Raw genomic sequence first — 15748 nt, 5'->3', positions numbered from 1 at the left:
ATCAAAGAACATTTGTAAAACTCTATATGAAATTAATTTCATTAAATCAATGAAGCGGCAGTCGTATGGTCGATAATTAATACATTACAGTATCGACCACATAAGGCACCTAGTATCGCTTCTCGTTTTTTTATTCCGCCAGCAATCAAAACTGACTGTGAGGTATCTCGTAAAGCATCTAATGATATGCCGATCGTGCGTTCATTTAATTCTGGATTTGCAATACTTCCAGATTCATTAAAAAATCGTGAACAAATATCCCCCACTGCATGTGTTTGTAGTCCTTTTTTTTCCGAGTCTGTCAAATAATTTAGTCGAAAAAGGAGAGCCTCATCGCGTACCGTTCCAACTGTATAAAGTGCTACGTCCGCTTTTTTTCCCATTTGAATTGTTTCTTTTATAAAACGGTCTTCTTCAACTAATTGTTTAACTTCTTTTTTTTCAAATATAACTGGAAGTGGCAATGGAATTCCTTCTGTGTGAAATGCTTTGCTAAACAAATGTAACGTTTCATGAGCATGCGTTTCCACTTGATGATGACTCGCTCCGCCTTTCAACTGTACGACTTTAACATTTTTTACAGTTTGAGGGGGCAATTGTTGAGCAATTTCATACATCGTCTTACCCCAGCTTACGCCAATAGTTTGATTATCGTGAACATTTTTCGTTAACCACTCAGCCGTTGCTTCACTTAATTGGTGACGAATCACATCATCTCGCTGACTAATCGCTGGGACAATCACAACTTCTCTTAAACTATAACGTTCTTTCAACGCGTGGCTCAATAGTTGAGCGTCATTAAATGGATCTGCAATCGTAATTTTAACAAACCCTCTATCTTTAGCATGCTGTAACAAACGTGAAACGGTCGGTCGTGAAAGAGCTAGGGCAGTTGCGATTTCTTGTTGACTTTGTTCTAATTGGTAATATCGCTTGGCTACTTCAACACTCAAGCGGTCTCTTTCTATATCCATCACGTTCCCCTTTCTTTCTTCATAATCGTATTATCTCAAATATCAAGGTTCACGACAAGCATACAAAAAAGACTATCTTTTTCAAGATAGTCTTTCAGCACTATATATCACGAATCATATAATCAAAGGCGCCTAATGCGGCTGTGGCACCTGCTCCCATTGAAATGATAATTTGTTTATAAATACTGTCGGTACAGTCGCCACCGGCAAATACGCCAGGAATACTTGTTGCACCACGTGAATCAACGATAATCTCACCGCGGTCGGTTAAATCAAGTGTCCCCTTTAACCACTCGGTATTTGGCATTAAGCCTATTAAAATAAAGACACCTTCAACATCCAGTGTGACTTCCTCCGCTGTTTCACGATGAATATACGTTAAACCTTCAACTTTTTGATTCCCCGTAATTTCTTTCGTTTGTGCGTTTGTTACAACAGTCACGTTCGGTAAAGAATACAAACGTTTTTGTAAGACCTCATCGGCTTTTAGTTCTGGTAAAAATTCTAATACTGTCACATGTTTGACAACCCCAGCCAAGTCAATCGCTGCTTCAATACCTGAGTTACCGCCACCTATAACGGCTATTTCTTTGCCAGCAAATAGTGGACCATCACAATGAGGACAGTAGGCAATTCCTTTGTTTTTAAACTCTTTTTCACCCGGAACTCCAATACTGCGCCAACGTGCACCCGTGCTAATGATTGCTGTTTTACTCTTTAAAACAGCGCCATTTTCTAACGTCACTTCTACTAACTCATTTTTTTCAAGTTTCGTCGCGCGCTGTGTTTTCATAATGTCTACTGGGTATTCACGAATATGGGATTCGACTTGAGCCATTAATTTCGGTCCTTCTGTATACGGTGTACCGATAAAGTTTTCAATCCCTAATGTTTCTAGGACTTGTCCTCCAATATTTTCTGCGACAATCCCTGTTTTTATCCCTTTACGTGCCGCATAAATCGCTGCACTAGCACCTGCTGGTCCACCACCCACAACAAGAACATCAAACGGTTCTTTATCCGCAAAGTCTTCAGCCGTTGGAGCGCTGCCTAATTTGGCCAGTAAATCTTCCATTGTCATTCGCCCACTAGCAAATTCTTCCCCATTTAAGAAAACGGTAGGTACGGCCATCACTTGTTTAGCTTCCACTTCAGACTGATACATACCGCCTTCAATCATCGTATGGGTAATATTAGGGTTTAGAACACTCATCGTATTGAGTGCTTGCACGACATCCGGACAGTTGTGACAACTCAAACTCACATAAGTTTCAAAAGCAAGTGGGCCTTCTAATTCCTTAATTTGAGCAATAACCGCTTCTTCCAGTTTAGGAGCGCGTCCACTCACTTGTAAAAGAGCTAAGACAAATGAAGAAAATTCATGTCCTAGTGGTAACCCGGCAAAGACAACACCTGAAGCAGGCTGTTCTTTAGACGAGATTTCAAAACTAGGCGTACGAGCTAACGTTGCTTTTTCAAGTGAAAGACGTGAACTCATCGCGACAATTTCTTCTAAAAAGTCTAATACTTTCTTTGAATCTTCTGTCTCATCGAGACTTACTGTAAAAACTAAGTCACTTTCTAATAATGCTAAATATTGATTGAGTTGTTGCTTGATAGTTGCATCTAACGCCATGGTGACGCCTCCTTATATTTTACCTACTAAATCTAAGCTTGGTGTTAGTGTTTCTTCGCCTTCTTTCCATTTAGCTGGGCAGACTTCACCTGGATTTTTACGGATATATTTCGCTGCTTTTAATTTATCGACTAAAATACTAGCGTCACGTCCGATACCATCTGAGTTAATCTCTACTGTTTGAACGACACCATCTGGATCGATAATAAACGTACCACGTTGAGCCAATCCTTGTTCTTCATCTAACACATCAAATTGACGTGAAATAGTATGAGATGGGTCTCCAATCATAATATATTCAATATTTTTAATTGCATCTGAATGATCATGCCATGCTTTATGAACAAAATGTGTGTCAGTTGAAACAGAGTAAACTTCTGCCCCTAATTCTTTTAATGTAGCATATTGATCTTGTAAGTCATTTAACTCTGTTGGGCAAACAAATGAAAAGTCTGCTGGATAAAAACAAACCACACTCCATTGACCTTTAAAATCTTCTGACGATACATCTATAAACTCACCATTTTGAAACGCTTTTGCTTCAAATGCTTCTATTTCTTTTCCAATTAATGACATCTGACATTCCTCCTAAAATAATTTAAGAAATTAAACGCGTAATTTCTTTTACGTCTTTTAGTATGCCTTAAGGGAAAAAAGATGTCAAGCTTAATTATAATAATTATAAAGTGAAAACAATGATAAAGACCTATATATCAATAAGTAAAACTGTTTAAATTATTTTTTTCTCACTTATGTTTAAAAATCTAATTTAATTGATGCCACAAAAAAAGCTCTCTGACGAGAGCTTCTTTGTTTATTTGAATGTGCGTGTAGCTGCGACAGCTTTTTTCCAGCCGTCATACAAAGCGTCACGTTCTTCGACTGACATATGTGGATCGTATTCTTTATCCAGTTGCCAGTTTTCACGGATTTCGTCGATACTTTCCCAATAACCTGTTGCTAATCCAGCTAAGTAAGCCGCACCTAGTGCTGTTGTTTCGCTTACTTTCGGACGTTTAATATTTAAGTCTAAAATATCACTTTGGAACTGCATTAAGAAATTATTATTAGCTGCACCGCCGTCTACTCGCATGCTTGTAATCGGCATACCTGAATCTTGACGCATGGTTTCCATAACGTCTTTTGTTTGATAGGCAATGGATTCTAGTGTCGCACGGATAAAGATTTCTTTCGACGTACCACGTGTCAAACCAAAGATTGCCCCTCGAGCATCCGTATCCCAATGAGGTGCTCCTAAACCAACAAAGGCAGGAACAACATAAACATTGTCAGAAGATTTCGCATCTACGGCATATTTTTCTGTTTGAGAAGCTTTTTCCACCATGCGTAAGCCGTCACGTAACCATTGAACAGCTGACCCTGCTACGAAGACACTTCCTTCAAGCGCATATTGAACTTGGTCATCATCGACACTTGCTGCAATCGTGGTAACTAAACCGTTAGCAGAATCGACTGGTTTATTTCCAGTATTCATCAAGATGAAACAGCCTGTTCCATATGTGTTTTTAATATTCCCTGCTTCAAAACAATTTTGACCGAAGAGGGCCGCTTGTTGGTCCCCTGCTACGCCTGCAATAGGAACTTCTTGTCCAAACATATGATAAGACACTGTCTTACCGTAAATTTCAGAAGAAGGACGTACTTCTGGCAACATTTCTTTAGGAATATCGAGTAATTCTAGTAATTCTTCATCCCATTTCAATTCATGGATATTATAAATCATCGTACGAGATGCGTTAGTATAGTCCGTCACGTGCACTTCGCCACCAGTTAATTTCCAAATAAGCCAAGTGTCAATCGTACCAAAGAGTAGTTCTCCATTTTTAGCTCGTTCACGTGACCCTTCTACTTGATCTAAAATCCATTTAATTTTAGTTCCAGAGAAGTACGCATCGACGATTAAACCTGTTTTTTGACGAATCATTTCCTTATGACCGTCTTCAATCAATTGGTCGGCGATTTCACTCGTTTGACGTGATTGCCAGACTAATGCATGATAAATCGGTAAGCCAGTCTTTTTGTCCCAAATGACTGTTGTTTCACGTTGATTGGTAATACCAATTGAGTCAATCTGTTCTGGACGTGTATCTGATTCAATCAAGACCGTGGCAATAACTGCTTGTACTGTCACCCAAATTTCATTAGCATCATGTTCAACCCAGCCTGGATGTGGAAAATGTTGGGTAAATTCTTTTTGAGCGGTATGTACGACTTCGCCTTGTTTATTAAATAAAATCGCACGTGTGCTAGTAGTTCCTTGATCTATCGCCATTACATATTTTTCTTTTCTCATGAGTTTCCCTCCGCTATCTCTTTAGTGATTATTTTCTAGTATATTTAAGCTGCTTGGTCACTGCTTTTTGTCACAAAGACTAATGCTCCTACGATAACTATAAAGACGATTAATCCGACAACAGAATGAGAGGCATAAACACTGTCATAGAAGTAAGCCCCTGCAATTCCTCCAACGATTGGCCCGACAACTGGAATCCAAGCGTATCCCCAGTCAGAATCTCCTTTACCGGCAATCGGTAAAATCGCATGAGCAATACGAGGTCCTAAGTCACGAGCTGGATTAATGGCATATCCTGTTGGTCCACCTAGAGATAAACCAATTGCTAAAATCAATAACCCAACGACAATCGGATTAAAGCCTGAAGAAAGTTCATTCGCACCGATAGAAAGAAGACCAAATGTTAACATAAATGTTCCAATAATTTCTGTAATAAAGTTAGCCGTATAATTGCGGTCTGCTGGTCCTGTTGCAAATATGCCTAATTTATCTCCTTGACTTTCTGTTAATTTCCAGTGGTTACTATAAACTAAGTAGACAAGTACTGCACCTAACATAGCACCAATCATCTGACCAGCGATATAAGCAGGTACCTCTGCCCATGGAAATGCCCCAATCATAGCAAATGCCAATGTCACTGCCGGGTTCAAGTGTGCATCACTCGCTCCTGCTACGACATAAACACCTAAAGTAACACCTAGTGCCCAAGCGATGGTAATGCCAACCCATCCCATATTAAACGACTTACTCTTAATTAAGAGATTTCCCGCTACCACACCACTACCAAACACAATCAAAACCATTGTTCCAATCAATTCTGCATAAAATCCTGTCATTACTGCTCGCCCCTTTTCTATGTAAAGTTTATGTGTTGCTTAATTTCTGTTTCTGTTTCTTCAATCATCTGTTCTTGATATTCTTCTGACCAATCATAGTAAGTCGCCATTTCATTAATGACATCTTGATAAATTTCTTCACAACGTGCCATATTAAAGAGCATATAACTACTACGACGTAGCAAGAAGTCAATCGGGTGAATCGTCATCTCATGTTCCAAACCATATTGCAACATAGCGGCTTCAATACGTGGTAACCGTGTTTCTTGATTTTGATCGAGATAATTATAAACAGCCGTCACATTACTACCATAACGTTGAACGAGTTTGTCCGCTTCTTCTGCAGTTAACCCATATTCACTAACTCCCAGCTCAATATGACGTGCTTTAAATTCTGCAAAACCGTCACCACCTGATAACGTAAGATGTTTAGTCGCACATGGTACATACGTGTAACCTTCATTTTGAGATAGGTCTTTTAATACTTTATCGACAATTTCTTCAGCCATTTTACGATAACCAGTCAATTTCCCCCCTGCGATAGAGTAAAGGCCAGTTTCTGAATGGAATATTTCATCTTTACGTGAGATTTCAGATGGGCTTTTTCCTTCTTCATGTATCAATGGTCTTACACCGGACCAAGAAGATTCGATATCAGCTAGCGTCAACGGTTCAATATCAAAAACTTGATTGACAGCATTTAAAATATAAGTGACATCTTCCATCGTCACACCTGGTTCACGCTGATCTTTATCATAGAAAGTATCGGTCGTCCCAACGTAAACTTTTTCTTCACGTGGAATAGCAAACATCATCCGTTTATCTTTAAACGGTGTATCAAAATACATGGCATTTTTTAGAGGGAAGCGCTTTCCGTCAAACACTAAGTGAACGCCTTTCGTTAAATGTAAGTATTTCCCTTTTTTAGAGTTATCCATTTCACGAATATTATCTACCCATGGACCTGCTGCATTGACCACACGTTTGGCGTAAATCGGGTATTCAACTTTATTCACTAAATCTAATGCTCTGACACCAATTACTTGACCTGTTTCATGACTGTATAATAATTTCGTTACTTTTGTATAGTTTGCAACGTGTGCTCCTAATTCTGAAGCTTTCTTAATTGTTTCGAGTGTTAAGCGACTATCATCCGTACGATATTCGACGTACACACCCGTTCCTTTTAAGCCCTCTGCTCGAATAAGCGGTTCACGTTTCAATGATTCTTCTTTGTTTAGCATAAATTTTCTTTCAGAACGTTTGACACGTGCTAGAAAGTCATACATATCTAACCCAATAGCGGTTGTTAACGGACCAAATGTACCGCCTTTATAAAAAGGAAGAACCATTTTTAAAGGTGTTGTAATTTGTGGGGCATTTTCATAAACTACCGCACGTTCCTGTCCGACTTCCGCAACCGTTTTCACTTCAAACTGTTGTAAATAACGTAAGCCACCGTGTACTAGTTTCGTCGAACGACTTGATGTTCCAGAACCGAAATCACGCATCTCAACCATTCCCATATCCAAGCCGCGCGTGACACCATCCAGAACTATACCAGCTCCTGTAATACCACCACCAATCACTAAAATATCTAACTCTTTTTCTGACATTTTTTTCAAGTTATTCACTCGAGTTTCTTCAGAAAATATCATACGACTCACCTCTCTAAATCATTCTTTTTTACCTTTCAATTAGATACATTTATTATCCATAATTAAAAGATAATTTTATTATACCCCTATTTAATAGGTTTGTACAGTAAAACATCACAAAGAATTAAACCGATTAAAAATCGTGAATTAACAAACTTGTAAGCGATATCCTTACAATAGATTGTGAAAAAACAACCAATCCTTTTACACTCTTCATTTATCCTCTTTTAAAAGAAAACATTATTTTATTTCATCACTTTTTTATCATATTTTTTATAAGGTGTTTAATAAAAGATAACAAAAAAGAAGAAGCACACAAGCTGAGCTTCTTCTTTTTATATACTTTAAACAAATGACTATACCATTTTACTGTTTAGTCAGAAAATTCCGTATTTTTTACTACCATAGCAATTCCCATACCCCCACCGATACAAAGAGAAGCAACGCCATATTTCGCATTCTTTTCTCTTAGAATATGGATCAATGTCACTAAAATACGACTACCCGATGCCCCAATTGGATGCCCAAGTGCAATAGCCCCACCTTTGATATTCGTTTTTTTCAGCAAACTTTCTTCTGATACCGCATGTTGTGCGCTTAATTCTTTTAACACCGCAATGCTTTGTGAAGAAAAAGCTTCATTTATTTCTAAATAATCAATATCTGACAGTGAGAGTTTCGCCATTGCAAGAGCTGACTCAATCGCTTTGACCGGTCCTAGTCCCATACGTAGCGGATCGACACCACTTTGACCAATTCCGATGATTTCTACTAATGGTGTAAGTTGCTCTTGCTCTACCACACCATCAGATGCTAAAACGACTGCGCTTGCACCGTCATTAATCCCAGAAGCATTTCCAGCTGTCACATTTCCATCGTTTTTAAATGCCGGTCGAAGGCGTGCTAGCTTTTCTAAAGAGGTTTTTCGATTGGGATACTCGTCTTCTGAAAACCATTCTTCTTTTCCTCTAACGGATACTCTTACTGGAGCAATTTCGCGAACAAAAGCCTCGTCATCCACAGCAGCAATCGCTTTTTGCTGCGAATCAAACGCATAGTTATCCTGTTCTTCACGACTTATAACAAACTCTTCACCTAATTGTTCTGCAGTAAGCCCCATGTGATAATGGTAGTGACTATCAGTTAAGCCATCGATAATAAGACTATCAATCAAGCTGCGCTCGCCCATTTTCAAGCCACTGCGTGTTTCTTTAGGCAATAAGTAAGGGGCCTGACTCATCGACTCCATTCCCCCTGCCACGATAATCTTTGCTAATCCCGCTTGTATCTGCGCATAGCCATTTATCATCGCCTTCATGCCACTGCCACACACCATATTGACACTATGTGCCACTACTGAATCTGGAAGTCCTGCACCTAGACTAGCTTGTCTGGCTGGCCCTTGTCCCTGACCTGCACTTAAAACATGTCCCATTATCACTTCATCGACTTGATGAGCCGTAACTTTAGCACTTTCAAGCGCCGCTTGAATAGCCACACTTCCTAACTCACTGGCTGATTTATTTTTTAAACTTCCCATAAAAGAACCTATGGGTGTTCTCTTTGCCCCAACTATATAAACTTTCATCGTCGTTTCATCCTTTCGCGTTCGGATTCGATAATCGTTTATATTTTAACTGAAAAAACAACAGAATACTATTCTGTCACACACAATTAAAGAGTTATTTAACAATTATCTGACAAGATTGTAAGGATAAATCGACATTCTCTCCCTCAGTTACGACTTAAAATAATGTATACTGAACATATGAATCATGAAAAAGGAGCGAGTATGATGCTATTAGAATTAAAAGATGTCTCAAAAGTCTATCACGGTGCCGTTCCTGTGGAGGCTCTAAAAAAAATTGACTTGCGCGTCGATAGTGGCGAATTTGTCAGTATTATGGGGCCTTCTGGAAGCGGAAAGACAACCTTATTAAACTTAATTGCCACATTAGATACCCCTTCAAGAGGAGAACTATTAATAGCCAATCAACAACCTCATCGTTTATCAAAAGATAAGCTTGCAGCCTTTAGACGCCAAGAATTAGGCATCGTTTTTCAGCAATTTAACTTATTAAAAACACTGACCGTTATTGAAAATATCATGTTACCACTCACATTAGATGGTATTGCTCCTACCGAGTGTCTAACACAAGCCCATAAAATCATGATTGAACTCGACATCAGTCACTTGGCAAATAAACGTATTTATGAAATATCTGGCGGAGAAGCGCAACGCGTAGCAATCGGACGGGCGCTGATTCATCAGCCACAGTTACTGCTCGCTGATGAACCGACCGGGAATTTAGATTCAAAAGCGGCGATGCACGTCATGCAATTATTTGAAAAACTTAATCAAGAAAAACAAATTACCACCTTGATGGTGACGCATGATCCTGTTTCAGCTAGTTATTCCAAACGCGTCATTTTTATTAAAGACGGACAATTTTATAATGAACTTTATTGCGGTGACAACCGTGAGGCTTTTTATCAGAAAATACTAGATGTATTGAGTCATCTGGGGGGGAAACATCATGACATTCAGACAACTCATTTTTCGTAATGTCTTTCGCAACGGCCGGTCATTTGCCTCTTATTACTTTAGCAGTACGTTTTCCATTATGATATTTTTTCTCGTTTCCACCATTGCTCATCATCCGATGTTAAAAAAAGAAATCGATACACTTAGTTATGATCCCATCTCATTACTAACTGCCGCAGCTTTTGGTGTGGCTCAAGTTGTCATTATTTTAATGTCGATTATCTTCTTAGGTTACGCCTTCAATATTTTTATCAAAAGTCGAGAACAAGATTTGGCAACCTATCTCATTTTAGGTATGTCGCCTTATAAATTAAAAATCATGCTCATCGCAGAAAATATGATAATCGCCTGCGCTAGTTTCATAAGTGGTATTAGTATCGGCTTACTCTTTACGAAATTTCTTTTTCTTATCGCTCAAACAGTATTGCTACTAGAGCAACCATTAACGATGTATTGGCCACAAGCCTCTTTTAACAGGACGCTAAAGGTTTATGGAACGCTTTTTTTCATCATTACGATTGTCACCTTAATTCGACTGAAATCAAAAAAATTAAATCTCATTCTTCAAACACAGGGAGCAATGGCGCCACCTCCAAAACATTCTTGGTTGCTAGGCATAACCAGCTTACTATGTATAGGCGTCGGTTATCGACTCGTGTGGGAATTTGTCAATCAAGATTATTATGCTTACCCACTCTTATTACTTATGGGCGTGTTAATAACGATTTTAGGAACCTACCTTTTTTTCAAACAATTTACTATTCTCGTTTTATCACGCATTAAAAAACATCCATCTATTTATCGTGGACGCTATCTATTAGTTACGAATCAATTACTTTATCGTATTAAAGATAATGCCAATATGTATTTTTTAATTGCTACTTTCGCTGCTATTGCTTTTGTCGCAACGGGAACGACACTTTCCTTAAACGGCTCTGAATTTGCTGGCCAAACAGAACTCTCATTTGCTTATACTTATCAGTATCAGCAAGATAAGACACGACCAGACGTTTCAAAACTCCATGAGCAAAATATTGACATTATCGAACAAGAAATAAAAAAAGCTGGCTATGATTATATCAAGCAAACACCTGATACACGAATCATCGTAACTTTTACCGATGACTCAACAGATACTCCTACGTCTATGCCTTATCAGGTACTCTCTTTATCGACTTACAATGAAATGGCGCGTTTCAAAAAAGAAGAAACGCTATCTTTGAAATCTGATAATGATCTTTATCTCATGACTGGAACTGCTTTCGAACACGATGAAACCTCAAAAATCGTCCCTTTGAATCACGTTTCCCATCAAACCATTTATTACCAAGGAAGCTCTCAAAAAATGACCGTACACCCTAGAAATCATGACTATCGTTTTGAATGGGTCAACCCCACTGTGATAGTCACCGATAAAATGTACGAAGAAATCTCACAACATTACCTAGCTTCGACAGACAAGCAAACAGAAACGCTATCAGCGCTGACAGAACATCTCACGCTGATACATTTTAATGAATGGCAACAAGCGGCAAACGTTTATCACGCAGTAGAAAAAAAATTAGGAACAAAATCTAGAGAAATCAATCAAAAACTCGACCTACTTTATAACAAAACACAAGGACATCAAATATTGACATCAAAAGAATCACAACAACTACAACAGCTTGAGCAACAATCGTTTAGCCTCTCTTCTTTATATTTCACTTGGCTGACACTCAAGCAAACAAACGGATTGATTCTTATCGTGAGCTTTTTACTCGGTGCCGTCTTTTTTGTTTTTGCTGCAAGTATTAGTTACTTCAGACTATTTGGTGGCTTAAAAGAAGAGGCTGACTACTACCAAACTTTGTATTTCATTGGCGTCGGGCCTACTGAACAAAAAAGAATCGTGTCTATTGAACTATTTTTAATGTTCTTTTTACCGTTAATTATTGCGACGTCCCATTTCACTATGGCCACTTTCGCCTTAAAAAGATTACTTGGTACCACCACACTGGTAAAACCCTGGCTTCAAGTAATCATGTGGTACTTCTTTTTCCAATCACTCTTCTTTTTCTTTTCACGACGTCGTTACTTATTTCATTTAAAAACTTATGCAAAATAAAAGACGTTTCTAGCTAAGCTAGAAACGTCTTTTTTATTTAAGCCTAACTGCCGTACCGCTACACGTCACCATTAACATGCCATTATCTGAGCCAAGCACTTCATAATCCATTTTAGAACCAATCACTGCATCAGCACCTAGGTAAGCAGCACGCTCCCCCATTTCCGCCAAGGCTTCTTCTCTGGCTTGTAATAATTCTTTCTCATACCCTTTAGAGCGTCCACCAAACATGTTACGGAGTCCTGCCCCCATATCTTTAAACATATTGATTCCGGTAATAACTTCTCCAAAAACAATGCCTTCATACCCTACAATTTCTTTTCCCTTAATTTCGTTTGTTGTGGTAATAATCACTCAATCTCCTCCTAAGATTCTATTTACAGTTATTATAGCAAAGAGAGATGATTGAAACATCCGACTTGAGAACCATTTATTAAGAACGGAAGAAAGGATTTGTTTCGATTTCCTTACCAATCGTCGAAGCACCGCGATGCCCTGGATAGACAGCATAGTCTTTTGGCAACGTGAACAGTTCAGATTTGATTACTTCTAACAACTGTTTTCCGTCACCAAATGGTAAATCAGAGCGCCCCACACTCCCAGCGAATAATGCGTCACCACTAACCACAAAGCGAGCTTCTGGGAAAATAAAACTCACACTTCCTGGAGAGTGTCCTGGCGTATGAACCACTTTAAACGTCATGCCACCTAACGTATAATCTTTAAGTTCAAATTCATGCTCTGCAGGTGCCACTACGATATCTTTCATACCCGGGTGTCTTCCTGAAAGATTTAACGTCGGATTGCCTAACCATTCTTGTTCGATTGGATGAACATATACTGGAATATCATAGGTATGACGAATCGTTTCCACTGCGCCGATGTGGTCATAATGCGTATGCGTTAATAATATCGCAACCGGCTTTCGCCCTAGCTCTTCTACTATACGCTTAATTTCTACCTCATCCTCACCTGGATCCACTATCAACATCGATTCGTCATTGTAAATAAAATAACAGTTTTCTTCAACTGGTCCTGTTACTAATTGTTTAATTTCAATCATTTTTATCGACTCCTTTTCTACTCCTTCAGTATAACTAATCTACACAATTCTTGCCAATCATTTTATTCTCCTTAAAGGATATGCTATGATAAATAGAGTATTCACAAGAAAGGAAGAGGGTTTCATGGGTAAAGATATTCAAGATTATTTAGACAAGGGCATTAAAGGTGCGCCTGAGTTGAAACCGCATGAAAAAAAACGCTATTTAGGAGAATTTGAAGAGCGTATTCTACTAGCTATTCAAAACAAAGAAATGACCTCTACTGCAGCACAAAAACATGCCGAAGAAGTCATTTTGGCACAGCCCGGACATGCTTTAAAAATAAACAGCAGTGCGCCAACTAAGGCTCGGATGGCTTTTATAAAAATTGCACAGAAACATGAAGTCCCATTTACGATCATTCAAACAGACCAAAATGAGTTAGATGCTATTGGTGTCGTTTACGTAGCAGATATCGCCGTCAACTATCCAGATTTTTTATATCAACCATCTAAAACGACCACCACTTCATATCTCAACCAAAAAGAAAATCACACAACCAAGACGACTAGCTTCTTTGAACGCTTCAAATAAAGACATCAACGTATGTCTTTATTTTTTTTGCGGATATAGTGGCAAAGTCATCACATCATACTCGTGAGGGGCTAGCCCCGTCATGGTAATCCCTAATAAGCGAATAGCTAATGATTGCGTCTCAATTGTCATACTTTCCCAAATCTCTTTAGCTAGATAGAACAAATCTTCTTCTCGATGAATAAAATACGGTAAACTGCGCCGTTTTGTCACCGTTTCAAACTCACTATTTCTCACTTTTAAAACGATAATTTGACCATGTAACCTATTTTTACTTAAATGTTGTGCGAGTAAATAAGCAATTTCACGTAATTTCACCATAACCTCTTCCTCCGTTCTTAACGGCGGATTAAATGTCCGTTCACGACCTAAAGATTTACGCTCACGATTAGGATTAACAGGCCGATTATCAACGCCTCTAACCCGGCGATATAAATGATAGCCCATCTTACCAAACTCTTGAATCAACCTCATTTCTTCCCATTGATATAAATCTTCTCCAGTGAAAATCCCCCGCTCATGCATGCGAGGTAGCGTCTTTCTTCCGACTCCTTGGAACTTATCAATCGGTAATCCACGTAAAAAAGAAACTGCTTCATCTGGCAAGACCACCGTTTGACCGCGTGGTTTCTGATAATCCGAAGCTAACTTAGCAATAAATTTATTATAACTAACACCAGCTGAACAGGTTAAGTGTAATTCTCGCCAAATATCTCGTTGAATCAACGTCGCAATTTTAATCGCACTAGTACTCCCTATTTTGTTTTCAGTAACATCTAGATATGCTTCATCAAGCGATAGTGGTTCAATCATATCCGTATAGCGATGAAAAATAGCATGAATCTTCGCAGAAACTTCACGATAATAATTTAAATCTCCTTTTACAAAATTAGCATGCGGACAGAGTTCATACGCTTTTTGTGCGCTCATAGCAGAATGTATCCCATACTGTCGTGCTTCATAATTCGCCGTGGTAACGACACCACGACCATTGGTTTCTTTTGGATGACGAGCAATAACAAGCGGTTTCCCTCTTAACTCTGGACGATCTCGTTCTTCAATCGACGCATAAAAAGCATCCATATCGATATGAATAATTTTACGAGTAGTATCATTTTTTAAAGGAATTCGTATTTCCACCGTCGCTGCCCTCCTCACTATATCTTAGATTGTAACTCTTTCCTCTATTATACCACGAACATTCGTTCTTATAAAATCAAAAAAAAGACACTAACCATTGTTAGTGTCTTATGACCCGTACGGGACTCGAACCCGTGTTACCGCCGTGAAAGGGCGGTGTCTTAACCGCTTGACCAACGGGCCTTAAAAAAACGGAGAAGGAGGGATTTGAACCCTCGCGCCGGTTTCCCGACCTACACCCTTAGCAGGGGCGCCTCTTCAGCCTCTTGAGTACTTCCCCAAATGGGCCTAAATGGACTCGAACCATCGACCTCACGCTTATCAGGCGTGCGCTCTAACCAGCTGAGCTATAGGCCCCAAGAAAATTTATTGTGATTACAATAAAGCGGGTGACGAGAATCGAACTCGCGACAACAGCTTGGAAGGCTGTAGTTTTACCACTAAACTACACCCGCACCTTACCAAATGGCTCGGGACAGAATCGAACTGCCGACACACGGAGCTTCAATCCGTTGCTCTACCAACTGAGCTACCGAGCCGAGACGGTTCCGACGGGAATCGAACCCGCGATCTCCTGCGTGACAGGCAGGCATGTTAACCCCTACACCACGGAACCAATTGCGGGAGTAGGACTTGAACCTACGACCTTCGGGTTATGAGCCCGACGAGCTGCCAACTGCTCCATCCCGCGATATTTTTAAAAGGAGGATGAGGGATTCGAACCCCCGCACGCTTTTACACGCCTGACGGTTTTCAAGACCGTTCCCTTCAGCCAGACTTGGGTAATCCTCCATATTATAATTATAAATGACCCGTACGGGACTCGAACCCGTGTTACCGCCGTGAAAGGGCGGTGTCTTAACCGCTTGACCAACGGGCCTTATTTATTATGGGCCTAAAT

13 protein-coding genes and 10 tRNA genes (1 of these 23 cut by a window edge) are annotated in these 15748 nt (G+C 39.4%); 3 read left to right on the top strand and 20 right to left on the bottom strand.

The genetic code is table 11. The annotated features are described in order from the left end of the window. Positions 1 to 41: 41 nt before the first annotated feature. The 7 genes from M2919_RS08410 to M2919_RS08380 all read right to left on the bottom strand — a co-directional run bounded on the left by M2919_RS08410 (position 42) and on the right by M2919_RS08380 (position 9006). Positions 42 to 974 carry a sugar-binding transcriptional regulator gene (locus M2919_RS08410; protein ID WP_248848629.1) on the bottom strand — a complete coding sequence of 311 codons (933 nt, stop codon included), beginning with the start codon at positions 972 to 974 and terminating at the stop codon, positions 42 to 44. A gap of 100 nt (positions 975 to 1074) precedes the next feature. After that, the gene (gene ahpF / locus M2919_RS08405; protein WP_202585146.1) at positions 1075 to 2610 is read right to left on the bottom strand and encodes an alkyl hydroperoxide reductase subunit F; all 1536 of its coding nucleotides are present in this window, start codon (positions 2608 to 2610) and stop codon (positions 1075 to 1077) included. 12 nt (positions 2611 to 2622) lie between these two features. Further along, the gene (gene ahpC / locus M2919_RS08400) at positions 2623 to 3186 is read right to left on the bottom strand and encodes an alkyl hydroperoxide reductase subunit C (RefSeq protein WP_023606792.1); all 564 of its coding nucleotides are present in this window, start codon (positions 3184 to 3186) and stop codon (positions 2623 to 2625) included. 238 nt (positions 3187 to 3424) lie between these two features. Then, positions 3425 to 4924: a glycerol kinase GlpK gene (gene glpK, locus M2919_RS08395; protein WP_248848628.1), complete on the bottom strand. Its 1500-nt coding sequence runs from the start codon at positions 4922 to 4924 to the stop codon at positions 3425 to 3427. 44 nt (positions 4925 to 4968) lie between these two features. After that, a complete protein-coding gene (locus M2919_RS08390; protein WP_126760956.1) occupies positions 4969 to 5760 on the bottom strand; it encodes an MIP/aquaporin family protein in 792 nt (263 codons plus the stop codon). Positions 5761 to 5777: 17 nt separating this feature from the next. Next, positions 5778 to 7418, bottom strand: a complete 1641-nt coding sequence (locus tag M2919_RS08385) for a glycerol-3-phosphate dehydrogenase/oxidase (protein ID WP_248849497.1) — start codon at positions 7416 to 7418, stop codon at positions 5778 to 5780. A 373-nt stretch (positions 7419 to 7791) separates the two neighbouring features. Further along, positions 7792 to 9006, bottom strand: coding sequence for an acetyl-CoA C-acetyltransferase (locus M2919_RS08380; protein ID WP_248848627.1), 1215 nt, complete (start codon positions 9004 to 9006; stop codon positions 7792 to 7794). Positions 9007 to 9210: 204 nt separating this feature from the next. Here M2919_RS08380 and M2919_RS08375 point away from each other — a divergent pair, with 204 nt between their 5' ends. Both M2919_RS08375 and M2919_RS08370 read left to right on the top strand, forming a co-directional pair. Further along, the gene (locus M2919_RS08375; protein WP_126761001.1) at positions 9211 to 9984 is read left to right on the top strand and encodes an ABC transporter ATP-binding protein; all 774 of its coding nucleotides are present in this window, start codon (positions 9211 to 9213) and stop codon (positions 9982 to 9984) included. Then, positions 9956 to 12070: an FtsX-like permease family protein gene (locus M2919_RS08370; protein ID WP_248848626.1), complete on the top strand. Its 2115-nt coding sequence runs from the start codon at positions 9956 to 9958 to the stop codon at positions 12068 to 12070. Before M2919_RS08375 ends, M2919_RS08370 begins: the two co-directional genes overlap by 29 nt. Positions 12071 to 12103: 33 nt before the next feature. Here the strand turns inward: M2919_RS08370 and M2919_RS08365 are convergent, their stop codons facing one another. Continuing rightward, positions 12104 to 12424 (bottom strand): putative heavy metal-binding protein, encoded by a 321-nt coding sequence (locus M2919_RS08365; RefSeq protein WP_023606785.1) that lies wholly within the window; start codon positions 12422 to 12424, stop codon positions 12104 to 12106. A gap of 79 nt (positions 12425 to 12503) precedes the next feature. Next, positions 12504 to 13133: an MBL fold metallo-hydrolase gene (locus tag M2919_RS08360; RefSeq protein WP_126760967.1), complete on the bottom strand. Its 630-nt coding sequence runs from the start codon at positions 13131 to 13133 to the stop codon at positions 12504 to 12506. 124 nt (positions 13134 to 13257) lie between these two features. On the opposite strand from M2919_RS08360, the gene M2919_RS08355 reads away from it, so the two are divergent. After that, entirely contained in the window at positions 13258 to 13707 is a 450-nt protein-coding gene (locus M2919_RS08355) for a YueI family protein (protein WP_248848625.1), read from the top strand. Between the two features lie 18 nt (positions 13708 to 13725). Here the strand turns inward: M2919_RS08355 and dinB are convergent, their stop codons facing one another. From dinB to M2919_RS08300, 11 genes are all read right to left on the bottom strand, one after another. Beyond that, the gene (dinB, locus tag M2919_RS08350; protein ID WP_126760971.1) at positions 13726 to 14847 is read right to left on the bottom strand and encodes a DNA polymerase IV; all 1122 of its coding nucleotides are present in this window, start codon (positions 14845 to 14847) and stop codon (positions 13726 to 13728) included. Between the two features lie 111 nt (positions 14848 to 14958). Continuing rightward, positions 14959 to 15030, bottom strand: a tRNA-Glu gene (locus tag M2919_RS08345). 9 nt (positions 15031 to 15039) lie between these two features. After that, positions 15040 to 15127, bottom strand: a tRNA-Ser gene (locus M2919_RS08340). A 3-nt stretch (positions 15128 to 15130) separates the two neighbouring features. After that, a tRNA-Ile gene (locus M2919_RS08335) sits at positions 15131 to 15204 on the bottom strand. Positions 15205 to 15231: 27 nt separating this feature from the next. Continuing rightward, positions 15232 to 15302, bottom strand: a tRNA-Gly gene (locus M2919_RS08330). 11 nt (positions 15303 to 15313) lie between these two features. Then, positions 15314 to 15386: transfer RNA gene (locus tag M2919_RS08325), tRNA-Phe, on the bottom strand. Positions 15387 to 15390: 4 nt separating this feature from the next. Then, positions 15391 to 15463 (bottom strand) — tRNA-Asp (locus M2919_RS08320). Positions 15464 to 15465: 2 nt separating this feature from the next. Then, positions 15466 to 15538, bottom strand: a tRNA-Met gene (locus M2919_RS08315). 11 nt (positions 15539 to 15549) lie between these two features. Continuing rightward, positions 15550 to 15639 (bottom strand) — tRNA-Ser (locus M2919_RS08310). 16 nt (positions 15640 to 15655) lie between these two features. Then, positions 15656 to 15727, bottom strand: a tRNA-Glu gene (locus tag M2919_RS08305). A 10-nt stretch (positions 15728 to 15737) separates the two neighbouring features. Beyond that, positions 15738 to 15748: transfer RNA gene (locus M2919_RS08300), tRNA-Ile, on the bottom strand (it continues 63 nt past the right edge of the window).

The sequence above is a fragment of the Vagococcus lutrae genome (genome assembly GCF_023299185.1).
GTDB classification, from domain to species: domain Bacteria; phylum Bacillota; class Bacilli; order Lactobacillales; family Vagococcaceae; genus Vagococcus_A; species Vagococcus_A lutrae.
Note: the sequence above shows the minus strand (reverse complement) of the source record. Positions and strands in the feature narration are given on the sequence as shown.

Bases quoted from the DNA above. Each gene is read 5' to 3' on its own strand.
- M2919_RS08380 (WP_248848627.1), bottom strand. From the start codon at position 9,006: ATGAAAGTTTATATAGTTGGGGCAAAGAGAACACCCATAGGTTCTTTT.
- ahpF (WP_202585146.1), bottom strand. From the start codon at position 2,610: ATGGCGTTAGATGCAACTATCAAGCAACAACTCAATCAATATTTAGCA.
- M2919_RS08390 (WP_126760956.1), bottom strand. From the start codon at position 5,760: ATGACAGGATTTTATGCAGAATTGATTGGAACAATGGTTTTGATTGTG.
- glpK (WP_248848628.1), bottom strand. From the start codon at position 4,924: ATGAGAAAAGAAAAATATGTAATGGCGATAGATCAAGGAACTACTAGC.
- ahpC (WP_023606792.1), bottom strand. From the start codon at position 3,186: ATGTCATTAATTGGAAAAGAAATAGAAGCATTTGAAGCAAAAGCGTTT.
- M2919_RS08385 (WP_248849497.1), bottom strand. From the start codon at position 7,418: ATGATATTTTCTGAAGAAACTCGAGTGAATAACTTGAAAAAAATGTCA.
- M2919_RS08410 (WP_248848629.1), bottom strand. From the start codon at position 974: ATGGATATAGAAAGAGACCGCTTGAGTGTTGAAGTAGCCAAGCGATAT.
- M2919_RS08355 (WP_248848625.1), top strand. From the start codon at position 13,258: ATGGGTAAAGATATTCAAGATTATTTAGACAAGGGCATTAAAGGTGCG.
- M2919_RS08375 (WP_126761001.1), top strand. From the start codon at position 9,211: ATGATGCTATTAGAATTAAAAGATGTCTCAAAAGTCTATCACGGTGCC.
- M2919_RS08360 (WP_126760967.1), bottom strand. From the start codon at position 13,133: ATGATTGAAATTAAACAATTAGTAACAGGACCAGTTGAAGAAAACTGT.
- M2919_RS08370 (WP_248848626.1), top strand. From the start codon at position 9,956: ATGACATTCAGACAACTCATTTTTCGTAATGTCTTTCGCAACGGCCGG.